Genomic DNA, 11,398 nt, shown 5'->3' on the forward strand with positions numbered 1-11,398 from the left:
ATCTGACGCTGAAGGATGCGAACGTGCCGGTGAACGTGAACCTGCGCACGTACGCGGGGCCGGAGGCCCGCTTCTGCCCGGCGGCGGTATACGAGTTCGTGAAGAACGACGACGGCAGCGATCGGCTCGTGATCAACGCGCAGAACTGCGTGCACTGCAAGACCTGCGACATCAAGGACCCGACGCAGAACATCGTGTGGGTCACGCCGGAAGGTGGTGGCGGGCCGAATTACCCGAATATGTAACCTCCCGGAAAACGCCGCCTCGCGCGGCGTTTTTTTGCCCGTTCGACAGTCGACGCTGCCCTGCCCGCTATCCGGCGTGCGATTCATGCAAGGCACGCCGGAGCAGCCCGGTCAGCGCGCCGCGATCCGCCGACGGAAGTGCTCGGTACCGGACACGATCTTGTCGAGCACCGCATCGAGCGCCCAGAAGCGCTCGCGCACGTCGTAGTCGATCGCGCGACAGCGAATCGACGCGAACGTGCCGATCCGCTGGTGATAGATCTTCGCCAGCGCCGGGTAGCCCAGTACTTCCGATACGGCCGAGACCACCAGGAACGTCGACAACTCGTCGGCGAGCGCCGGATCCGAGTCGCCCTGCGTGCGCAGCCATCGATACAGATCCGGATGAAAGTTGGTAAACACGCCGTTGAAACCGGCGGAGCCCGCCTTCATCGCATCCCACGCGATCGCGGCGTTCGCATTCAGGATCTTCAGCGGCGATCCCGCGGCGAGCGCAACGCGCCGCTTCACCGTCTCCAGGTCGCAACTCACGTCCTTGAGCATCACGAAGCGGCCGGTGTCGATGCACGCACGCAGTTCGTCATCGGACAGCAATCGGCGGTAAGGCGCCGGACATTCATACAAGCCGAGCGGCAAATCCGACGGCAGGCGCGCCAGCAGCTTGTGAAGATGGTCGAGCAACGCGGCGCTGCCTTTGCGCTGCGGGTCGAGGCGATTGGTCACGAGCACGACGCCCTGTGCGCCCGATTCCGCGGCCGCGCGCAACTCGGCGACCTGCGCATCGAGATCCTCGCTGATATGCCCGGACGCGACGACGGGCACGCGCCCGGCCACGCGTTCGACCACGAAACGCGCGAGTTCCGCCCGTTCGGCCAGACTCAGGAACTGCATCTCGCTCGATTGCGCGACCGCGAACAGCGCATCCGAACCGTGCGCCAGATACCATTCGATGAGTCGCTCGAGCCCCGCGTAATCGATGGCCCCGGCGTCGTCGAACGGCGTCAGCATCACCGGTACGATCCCCTCGATGGTCGCGCTCGACTGCTGATGGTGTTGCATCTGTTTCTCCTTGCTTTCGTCAATACGTGATGGTGGCCGTCGCTCAGGCCGGCAGCGCGCCGGACGCGGTGCTCGCGGCCTGCTCGGGAATCGGCTTGCGAACCAGCAGCAGGTAGGCCATCGCACCGGCGAATGCGATTGCCGCCGCCGTCAGCAGCGCGGGCACGAACGACCACTTCTGCGCGATGACACCCGTCAGGATAGGCGCGAGCGCCCCGCCGATGAAACCGCCGAAATTCTGGATCGCGCCGAGCGATGCGATGCGGCTCGGCGGTGCGGCCGCCGTCGCGAGCGCCCACGAACACGCCGATGCCGCATTGGCGAGAAAGATCACGACCGAAATGCACGCGAGCGCGACCGTATTGCTCTGCACGAGCGCGGCCGGGATCGTGAATGCGACCATCCCGAGCATCGCGACGACCACCGCGTTGCGCCGGCTCACGACCGGCGAGCGGCTGCGGCGCGTGACCACATCCGACAGCCAGCCGGCGACCAGCGAGCCGACGAATCCGCACAAGAACGGCACCGACGCCGCAAACCCGGTGCGAATGAGGCTCATGTGACGCTCCATCGTCAGGTACCCCGGCAGCCAGGTCAGGTAGACCCAGTTCAGATACACGGACCCGAAGAATCCGATCAGCATGCCCCAGGTCGTGCCGTGCGAGAACAGGCTGCGCCAGTCGGCGAAGGTCAGCTTCGGCATCGCGACGGCAGTCTGCGCATCGTCATCGAGATACGCCCGTTCCGCCGCCGTCAATTGCGCACGCGCCGGATCGCGGTACAGGGCGAACCAGATGACGGCAACGACGAGGCCGAGCGCCCCCGTCGCGACGAACGCCCAACGCCAGTTGAACGAGGCGACCAGCACCGCCAGCAGCAACGGCGCGAGCGCGGTGCCGAGCGGCGATGCCGCGTTGAAGATGCCGGTCGGCGTCCCGCGCGCGCGCAGCGGAAACCAGTTGCTCACCACCCGCGCCGCCGACGGGAACTGCGGCGCCTCGCCGATGCCGAGCACGATACGCGCGACGATGAACCAACCGAAGGTGGAGACGATGCCGCTCGACGCCTGCGCGAGCGACCAGACGATCAGCCCGACGCCCAGCAAACGGCGCGGTCCGATGCGATCGACGAGTCCGCCGACCGGGAACTGGCATAACGCATAGCTCCACGAAAATGCCGACAGCAGCAAGCCCATCTCGGAGAGCGACAGACCCAGATCGTTCCGGATGGCCGAACTCGCGACGGCCAACGTGCCGCGGTCGAGATAGTTGACGATCCCGCTCACCATCAACAGCGCGAGCGCGATACGTTGTCCGCGCCGGATACGTGGGGGCGCAGTGGGAACTGCATGATTCTCGTTCATTGCGTCTGTCTCCATTGTCCTGAATGGTTGGCCGGGCTCCGGCCCTTTCCGTCGTCGCGGAATCTATACGGCCGCACGCTCCACTTCTTCGCGTGTCGGAATCGAGGTTTGCGCGCCGTGGCGCGTCACGCTGATCGCGGCCGCGTGCTGGCCGTATGCAATTGCGTCATCCATCGACGCACCGCTCGCACGGGCCGCCGCGAACCCGCCGACGAAGGTGTCGCCGGCCGCCGTCGTATCGACCGCGACCACCGCCCTCGCCCGATGGCGGCCATGCCCTGCCGTCCCTCGCCAGCAGACGCCGCGCGCGCCAAGCGTGACCAGCACGTTGCCGACGCCCTTCGCGCACAGCGCATCGGCGGCGCGCACCGCCGACGCGTCGTCGCCGACGGCGATGCCGGTCAGCGACTCCGCCTCCGTTTCGTTGACGACGAGGTAGTCGATGCGGGACAGCAATGCGTCGAACAGCGGCCGGGCGGGCGCCGGATTGAGCAGTACGGGCGTCCGATGGGCGATGGCGCTGCCGATGGCGCGCGCGACGGTCTCGATCGGCACCTCGAGCTGGCACACCATCAGCGCCGCGCCGGCGATCACGTCGCGCGCCGCGTCGATCAATGCGGCATCGAGGCATGCGTTCGCGCCGGGAACGACGACGATGCTGTTCGCCCCGTGTGCGTCGACCGTAATCGTGGCGACGCCGGTTGCCTCGCCGTCGATCCGGTGCAGGTGCGTGACGTCGATACGCTCCGCCGCAAGCGCGTCGTGCAGGCGTGCGCCGAACGCGTCGTTGCCGACGCAGCCGATCATCGCGACCGACGCGCCAAGGCGCGCGGCGGCCACCGCCTGGTTCGCCCCCTTGCCGCCGTGGACGGTCTGGAACGAGGTGCCGAGCAGTGTTTCGCCCGGTACGGGCAGACGCGGCGCGCGTGTGACGAGATCGACGTTGACGCTGCCGACGACGGCGATTCGGGGTGGCTTTACAGAATTCATCATCGAATGTAACCGCTTACATTTGAGACAAACAAAATGGCCGGAAAGGCCGACGTCGACGAAAACTTCACAATGCAGCAGGAATCTATGTCTGACATAATACGGATTCGCATCAAGATAGCGCTTACATTCTCACAGGCCGGATTGGAAATGCAAGCGGGACCACGATGAATCGAGGGTAAACGATGGCGCTTTTGAGAACGGGCGGCGTCTGCGCGACAGCCGCGGCCAGGGGGGCCCGATGAGTACGCCTCCTTCCAGCGGCGGCGCGGCGCGCGCGCGCCGCGGCAGCGGCCGGTCGGTGCTCGGGGATGTCGCGAAACTCGCCGGCGTGTCGACCGCGACCGTTTCGCGCGTGTACAACGATCCCGGCAAGGTATCGGCCGACGTACAGCAGCGCGTGCGCGACGCCGCACGCGCGCTGAACTGGATTCCGAACGCCGCCGGCCGCGCACTCGCGTCCACGCGCACCCACATCACGGGGGCGATCATCCCGACGCTCGACGACCAGGTGTTCGCGTCGCAGGTAGCGGGAATGCAGGCGGTCATGGCCGAACACGGCATCACCCTCTTTCTGGGCTGCTCGAATTACGACCCGGCGCAAGCGCTGGCGCAGGTGCGCGCGATGCTGTCGCGCGGCGTGGAAGCCGTGTCGCTGGTCGGTGAAGCGTATCCGCCGGAAGTATTCGAACTGCTCCACCAGCATCGCGTGCCGTATGTCGTCACCTACGCGTATCGCGACGACAGCCCGCACTGCTGCATCGGCTTCGACAACCGCGCCGCATTCGCGCGGCTGACCACGCACCTGCTCGACCTCGGCCATCGCGATTTCGCGATCATCATGCAGCCTTCCGCAGACAACGACCGCGTGCAGGCCCGCCTGCGCGGCATTCACGACACGCTTGCCGCGCGCGGGCTCGCAGTTCGCCCGGTACACCAGCACGAGGGCGCGGCAACGATCGCGTTCGGGCGGGCGAGCCTGCGCGCGATTGCCGACAGCGGGGCGACGCGCCCGACGGCCGTGATTTGCGGCAACGACGCCCTCGCGCTGGGCGCGCTGCTCGAGGCGCAGGCACTGGGGCTGGACGTGCCGTCGCAATTGTCGATCACCGGATTCGACGACGTCGCGCTGGCGCGTGAAATCCGCCCGTCACTGACGACGATGTGGGTCGACACCGCTGCGATCGGGCGCAAGGCCGCCCACGCGTTGCTCGACGCGCTCGGGAACGGCGAAGCCGGGCCCGGTTACGCGGTACTGCCGGAACTGCGGGTGCGTGAATCGGCCGCGCCGCCACCGCAGGCGCGGGCAGCTCAATGAAAACGGGGCGCTCAAGGCGCCCCGTTTCGCATCGTATCGGTCGAGCCGGCGGGCGCCGGCCCGCGTGCATCAGGTCGCGCTGCCGGCGATCTTCGGCGTCGACGTCTCGACGTCACCGCACTGCGCGCGATGGCGCAGCGCATGATCGATCAGCACCAGCGCGAGCATCGATTCGGCGATCGGCGTCGCGCGGATGCCGACGCACGGGTCGTGGCGGCCGAAGGTTTCGACCGTCGCCTCTTCGCCGGCCTTCGTGATCGAACGGCGCGGCGTGCGGATACTCGACGTCGGCTTGATCGCGATCGACACGGTGATGTCCTGCCCGGTCGAAATCCCGCCGAGCACGCCGCCCGCATGGTTGCCGATGAAGCCGGCCGGCGTCAGTTCGTCGCCGTGCACCGAGCCGCGCTGCGCGACGCTGTCGAAGCCCGCGCCGATCTCGACGCCCTTCACCGCGTTGATGCTCATCATCGCCTTCGCGATGTCCGCGTCGAGACGGTCGAATACCGGCTCGCCCCAGCCGACCGGCACGCCCGACGCAACGACGTCGATGCGCGCGCCGATCGAGTCGCCGTCCTTGCGCAGCGCGTCCATGTAGGCTTCCAGCTCCGGAACGATCGCCGCGTTCGGCGAGAAGAACGGGTTCTCGCGCACATGCGACCAGTCGACGAACGGCACGTCGACCTCGCCGAGGCAGCTCATGTAGCCGCGCACCTCGACGCCGAAACGCTCGCGCAGCCACTTCTTCGCGACCGCGCCCGCGCCGACGATCGGCGCGGTCAGGCGTGCGGACGAACGGCCGCCGCCGCGGTAGTCGCGGATGCCGTACTTCTGCCAGTAGGTGTAGTCGGCATGGCCGGGACGGAACGTCTCGACGATGTTGCCGTAGTCCTTGCTGCGCTGGTCGGTGTTGCGGATCAGCAGCGCGATCGGCGTGCCGGTCGTCACGCCTTCGAACACGCCCGACAGGATCTCGACCTCGTCGGCCTCCTGGCGCTGCGTCACGTGCCGCGACGTGCCGGGCTTGCGGCGATCGAGCTCGAACTGGATGTCGGCTTCGGTCAGCCCCATTCCCGGCGGGCAGCCGTCGATCACGCAGCCGATCGCGGGACCGTGCGATTCGCCGAAGGTCGTGACAGTGAAAAGCGTGCCGAGGGTATTGCCGGACATGATGGAACCGCCCAAAGAGAAATGGACAAACCGATGCGCTGCCGGGGCCGCGGGCAGGCCGATCGTTTGCCGGTCGAGAAAAAGAGGTAAACCGCTATTATGCCAGCCGTCCCGGGCCGGCGGGCCGTGTGAACCGTTCAGACCACACGGGCCGGCCATGCATACGGCCCGGCGCGCTGCCGCCGGGCCCCGCCGCGCTTACTTGCGCGCGCCGCGCAGTTCGGTCACCGCGGCCTGCAGCGCCTCGGGCGTCGCGATCGATGCCGATATCGGCTCGCCGACCGCGAGCGTCAGCCGGCTCATCACGCCGCGCTTGATGGGCCGCGGCATCCGCGCATCGGAATGGCGCGAGAAATAGCTGCCCCAGAGCCCGCGCAGCGCCATCGGAATCACGGGCGCCGGCGTGCGGCCCAGGATTTCGGTGATGCCGCGGTGGAACGTGTTGATGTCGCCCGTCTTGGTCAGCTTGCCTTCGGGGAAGATGCACACGAGTTCGCCGTCCTTCAGCGCGGCCTCGCATGCGTCGTACGCACGCGCGAGCATGTCGGGATCCTCGTGGCGCGGCGCGATCGGGATCGCCTTCGCATGCCGGAACACCCAGCTCGCAAAACGTGCCTTGAAGATGCGGTGATCCATCACGAACCGGATCGGCCGCGGGCTCGCGGCGGCCAGCACGAGCGCATCGACGTAGCTCACGTGGTTGCACACGAGCACGGCCGCGCCCTCCTCCGGAATGCGCTCCGCATGCACGAGGCGAATCCGGTAGAACGTGTGCACCAGCACCCACGCGACGAAGCGCAGCAGGAACTCGGGAACCAGCAGGTAGATGTATGTCGCGACGACGACGTTCAGCAGCGCGGTGACGAGGAACAGGCCCGGAATGTCGACGCCGGCGTGGGTCAGCCCCATCGCCATCAGGGCCGACAGGATCATGAACAGCGCGTTCAGGATGTTGTTCGCGGCGATGATCCGCGCACGGTGGGTCGGCGCGCTGCGGCTCTGGATCAGCGCATACAGCGGCACGCTGTAGAAACCGCCGAACATCGCGAGCAGGAACAGGTCGGCCAGGATGCGCCAGTGGCGCCCACCGGCCAGGAATTCCCCCACCGACAGCAGATGGCCGGGCGACGGCAGCGAGCGGCTCGCGAAATAAAGCTCGATCGCGAACACGCTGATGCCGATCGAGCCGAGCGGCACGAGGCCGATCTCGACGCGCCGCTGCGACAGCCGCTCGCACAGCAGCGAGCCGAGGCCGATCCCGACCGAGAACGTCGCGAGCAGGACCGTGACGACGTCGGGGCTCGCGGACAGCACGTCCTTCGCGAAGTTGAAGAACGACGTGAGGAACGTCGCGCCGACGAACCACAGCCACGAGATGCCGAGCAGGCTCAGGAACACGGTGCGGTTCTGCTTCGCGAGGCCGAGGTTGCGCCACGTCTCGCTGAACGGGTTCCAGTTGATCACGAGATCGGGCTGCGGCGCCGGCGTCGGCGGCACGCGTTGCGCGACGAGCCGCCCCGCCAGCGCGATGACGACCACGCTGACGGCAAGCACGCGCTCGCCGCTGCCTTCGATGCCCGCGGCCGCGCCGCCGATGATCGTGCCGATCAGGATCGCGATGAACGTGCCCATCTCGACGAGGCCGTTGCCGCCGACCAGCTCATGCTCGCCGAGATGCTGCGGCAGGTACGAATACTTGACGGGGCCGAACAGCGTCGAGTGCATCCCCATCATGAACGTGCACAGATACAGCAGCGTCGCGCTGTGCGTGACGAACCCGGCCGCGCCGACCAGCATCAGCACGATCTCGAAGGTCTTCACGAAACGCGTGAGCGTCGCCTTGTCGTATTTGTCGGCGATCTGGCCGGACGTGGCCGAGAACAGCACGAACGGCAAAATGAAGATCGCGGAAATCAGGAACGCGGCCGTCTTCGCATCGACACCGGAGAAACGCGCGGTGTGATAGGTGACGAGCGACGTGAAACCGATCTTGAATACGTTGTCGTTCAGCGCGCCCAGGAACTGGGTCGTGAAGAACGGTGCGAAACGGCGCTGGCGCAACAGGTCGAACTGCGACGCGTGGGCGCGCCGTTCGCCGCGCGACGCGGAAGAGACTTGCGTGTGATCGCTCATGCGGAATACGCGCGCATCGTCTGGGCGAAGCTGCGCGGGCCTCGTGTTGTTGTTGTTGAAAAAACGGCGGCGCAGGTTGAACCTGCGCCGCCGGTCGTCGAATGGCAGCGCCCGCGCGTCATGGCACCGGGCGCGACGTGCTTCACGATTTGTGCGCTTCGGCTTCCGATTCCGGCCAGTCGCGGATGTACGCCTTCAGCATCCGGTTCTCGAAGCTCTGCGCCTCGACGACCGTCTTCGCGACGTCGTAGAACGAGATGACGCCCATCAGCACCTTCTTGTCGAGCACCGGCATGTAGCGCGCATGGCGCTCGAGCATCATCCGGCGCACTTCGTTGACATCGGTTTCCGGCGTGCAGGTGAGCGGCTCGTCCATCACCTTGCGCACCTGCACGTCGCCGATCGCACCGCCGTTGACATGCAGGCGCAGGATGATCTCGCGGAACGTCAGCATCCCGACGAGATCGCCGTACTCCATCACGACGAGCGAACCGATATCGTGTTCGGCCATCGTATCGACCGCTTCGCGCAGCGGCTTATCGGGCGTCACCGTAAACAGCGTGTTGCCCTTCACTTTCAGAATATCGCTGACGCGCATCGTAGTCCCCTCAAGCTTGAATGCAAATCGCTTTCGATCCTATCGGAAAGCCTGTCAAAAGGAAAGCGCGGGCCCGCGCGGCGCGGCCGCCGGCGCTTGCGGACGCGGGCCGCCCGCCGCACAATGGCTGCATGGACGGCGGCCAGAGGAGACGGCCATGGCGCATACGCATACGGAGCAATTCGCCAGCTTCGCTGATTTCTACCCGTACTACCTGAACGAACACCAGAACCTGACGTCACGGCGGCTGCATTTCATCGGCTCGCTCGGCGTGATCGGCTGCGTCGCGATGGCGATCGCGACGGGCCACTGGCTGTGGCTGCCGGCGGCGATCGTGTGCGGCTACGGATTCGCGTGGGTCGGACACTTCTTCTTCGAGAAGAACCGCCCCGCCACGTTCCGGCACCCGATCTACAGCCTGATGGGCGACTGGGTGATGTTCAAGGACATCTGCACCGGCAAGATTGCGCTGTAACACCCGCCCGGCACCGCGTCACGCCGTTTTCGGCGGCCGCGCGTGCGGGTCGGGCGCCCCGCCGGGCACCGGCCCGGGCACGCTTTCCGCCGGCTGCGCACCTGTGAGCCGGTGCGCGGCGATCAGCGACGCGAGCGATACGTCGAACCGGTCGTTCGACAGCACCTCGAGCAATGCCGCGCCATTGACGTGGCTGCGGCGCCGCTGCAGCTGGTAAGTCAGCTCCGTGCGGTCGATCACCAGCACGTCGAACAGCTGCGCGAGCGTCAGGCGCACCGGGTTCGCCAGCAGGATGTAGCGCGGCCCGACTTCACCGCCATCCAGCCGCGCGATCCATTCCCGCTCCTCCATCGTCAGCAGCAGCCGCTGCGCGGTTTCCATGTCGCAGCGCAACATGGTCGCGAGCCGCGTCGCCGTATAGCCCGCCTTGCCGACTTCGTGCGCCTCGGCCAGCCGCGCGAGCAATTCGAGCGCGTCGAGCAAGTCGCTGCCCGGATAGTGGATGCGATGGAACTGCCCGACGCGGATCGCCGGCAGCGCGGACGCGACCATCGCCCCGAGCAGCGCGATGAACCAGCTCAGATACACCCACAGCAGGAACACCGGCAGCGCCGCGAATGCGCCGTATACGGCCGTATAGGTCGGAATGCGCCGCACGTAATAGCCGAAGCCGCGCTTCGCAAGCTCGAACGCGATGGCCGCGAATAGGCCGCCGATCACCGCGTCGCGCCACGCGACCGTGCAGTTCGGCAGGTACACGTACAGCAGCGTGAACGCGAGCACGGTCAGCGGCAGCGACACGAGCGCGAGCAGCCACTCGACGATCGACGTCGACGGCGCGGCGCCGGTGAACGCCAGCGACTGCGTAAACAGGTACGACGAGATCGACAGGCTCACGCCGAACAGCAGCGGGCCGAGCGTGATCAGCGCCCAGTACGCGAGCACGCGCTGCGCGAACGGTCTCGGCTTGCGCACCCGCCAGATCAGGTTGAACGCGGATTCGATCGTCATCATCGTCATCACCGACGTGACGACGAGCACGATCAGGCCGGCCGTCGTCAGCCCCTTGGCTTTCGACGCGAACTGGTTCAGGTACTTGAAGATCTGGACGTTGAACTGCGCGGGCATCAGGTGGTCCGCGAGGAACCCCTGCAGCGAGATCTGGAACGACGAGAACATCGGGAACGCGGTGAACAGCGCGAACGCGACCGTCACGAGCGGCACGAGTGCCAGCATCGTCGTGAACGTGAGGCTGCCCGCCACTTGCGGGATGCGATCCTCGGCGCTGCGCCGGGCCGCGAACTGCGCGAGGCGCTTGATGGTGTCGAGATCGACGCTCAACTTCGGCAAACGGTTTCTCCTTCTTGATGCCGCGCGCCCGACGGCGCGCTGCGCGACGACTTCAGCCCCTATAATAGCCGCTCGATCCAGCAGGGGCCGACTGCACCGGGCATCCGCGCGGCCGCACGCGGCCCCGTCGCCCATGAAAGACATTCTCGTCCTCTATTACAGCCGTCACGGCGCCACGCGCGATCTCGCGCTCGCCATCGCGAACGGCGTCGACAGCGTGCCCGGCATGCAGGCGCGCATCCGCACCGTGCCGTCCGTCTCGACGGTCTGCGAAGCCACCGCCCCCGACATCCCCGCCGACGGCCCGCCGTACGCGGAGCTGCGCGATCTCGAGGAATGCGCGGGTCTCGCGCTCGGCTCGCCGACCCGCTTCGGCAACATGGCCGCCTCGCTCAAGTATTTCCTCGACGGCACGACCCCGCAATGGTTGTCGGGCGCGCTGACCGGCAAGCCGGCGAGCGTGTTCACGTCGACCGGCAGCCTGCACGGCGGCCAGGAATCGACGCTGCTGTCGATGATGCTGCCGCTGCTGCATCACGGAATGATGATCGTCGGGATCCCGTACACGGAAGCCGCGCTCAGCACGACGCGCACCGGCGGCACGCCTTACGGCGCATCGCACGTGTCGCAGCACGATCGCAGCGCGGCCGCAGGGCTGTCGGCCGACGAAAAGGCGCTCGCGGCCGCGCTCGGCGTG

The 11,398-nt window shown here is 67.1% G+C and carries 11 protein-coding genes; 4 read left to right on the top strand and 7 right to left on the bottom strand.

Annotation, left to right across the window (positions count from 1 at the left end; all coding sequences use genetic code 11):
- On the top strand, nt 1-245 hold a 245-nt coding region (locus tag F3J14_RS30340; protein ID WP_211080405.1), incomplete at its 5' end, for a 4Fe-4S dicluster domain-containing protein.
- A gap of 111 nt (nt 246-356) precedes the next feature.
- Here the strand turns inward: F3J14_RS30340 and F3J14_RS30345 are convergent.
- From F3J14_RS30345 to rbsK, 3 genes are all read right to left on the bottom strand, one after another.
- Nucleotides 357-1,304, bottom strand: a complete 948-nt coding sequence (locus F3J14_RS30345) for a dihydrodipicolinate synthase family protein (RefSeq protein ID WP_166726075.1) — start codon at nt 1,302-1,304, stop codon at nt 357-359.
- Between the two features lie 43 nt (nt 1,305-1,347).
- Entirely contained in the window at nt 1,348-2,667 is a 1,320-nt protein-coding gene (locus F3J14_RS30350; protein ID WP_166726076.1) for an MFS transporter, read from the bottom strand.
- A gap of 63 nt (nt 2,668-2,730) precedes the next feature.
- Entirely contained in the window at nt 2,731-3,660 is a 930-nt protein-coding gene (rbsK, locus tag F3J14_RS30355) for a ribokinase (RefSeq protein ID WP_166726077.1), read from the bottom strand.
- Between the two features lie 238 nt (nt 3,661-3,898).
- On the opposite strand from rbsK, the gene F3J14_RS30360 reads away from it, so the two are divergent.
- Nucleotides 3,899-4,975 (top strand): LacI family DNA-binding transcriptional regulator, encoded by a 1,077-nt coding sequence (locus F3J14_RS30360; RefSeq protein WP_166726078.1) that lies wholly within the window; start codon nt 3,899-3,901, stop codon nt 4,973-4,975.
- Between the two features lie 69 nt (nt 4,976-5,044).
- Here F3J14_RS30360 and aroC read toward each other — a convergent pair whose 3' ends face one another.
- The 3 genes from aroC to F3J14_RS30375 all read right to left on the bottom strand — a co-directional run bounded on the left by aroC (nt 5,045) and on the right by F3J14_RS30375 (nt 8,876).
- A complete protein-coding gene (aroC, locus tag F3J14_RS30365) occupies nt 5,045-6,145 on the bottom strand; it encodes a chorismate synthase (protein ID WP_006755420.1) in 1,101 nt (366 codons plus the stop codon).
- A gap of 198 nt (nt 6,146-6,343) precedes the next feature.
- Nucleotides 6,344-8,278, bottom strand: coding sequence for an MFS transporter (locus tag F3J14_RS30370; protein ID WP_166726079.1), 1,935 nt, complete (start codon nt 8,276-8,278; stop codon nt 6,344-6,346).
- 142 nt (nt 8,279-8,420) lie between these two features.
- Nucleotides 8,421-8,876 (bottom strand): CBS domain-containing protein, encoded by a 456-nt coding sequence (locus F3J14_RS30375; RefSeq protein ID WP_006755543.1) that lies wholly within the window; start codon nt 8,874-8,876, stop codon nt 8,421-8,423.
- A gap of 157 nt (nt 8,877-9,033) precedes the next feature.
- Here F3J14_RS30375 and F3J14_RS30380 point away from each other — a divergent pair, with 157 nt between their 5' ends.
- Nucleotides 9,034-9,351 (top strand): Mpo1-like protein, encoded by a 318-nt coding sequence (locus tag F3J14_RS30380; protein ID WP_166726080.1) that lies wholly within the window; start codon nt 9,034-9,036, stop codon nt 9,349-9,351.
- Nucleotides 9,352-9,369: 18 nt separating this feature from the next.
- Here the strand turns inward: F3J14_RS30380 and F3J14_RS30385 are convergent, their stop codons facing one another.
- Nucleotides 9,370-10,701: a YihY family inner membrane protein gene (locus tag F3J14_RS30385; protein ID WP_166726081.1), complete on the bottom strand. Its 1,332-nt coding sequence runs from the start codon at nt 10,699-10,701 to the stop codon at nt 9,370-9,372.
- 133 nt (nt 10,702-10,834) lie between these two features.
- On the opposite strand from F3J14_RS30385, the gene wrbA reads away from it, so the two are divergent.
- On the top strand, nt 10,835-11,398 hold a 564-nt coding region (gene wrbA / locus F3J14_RS30390; RefSeq protein WP_166726082.1), incomplete at its 3' end, for an NAD(P)H:quinone oxidoreductase.

The sequence above is a fragment of the Burkholderia sp. Tr-862 genome (assembly GCF_011753085.1).
In the GTDB taxonomy this organism is placed as follows: domain Bacteria; phylum Pseudomonadota; class Gammaproteobacteria; order Burkholderiales; family Burkholderiaceae; genus Burkholderia; species Burkholderia ambifaria.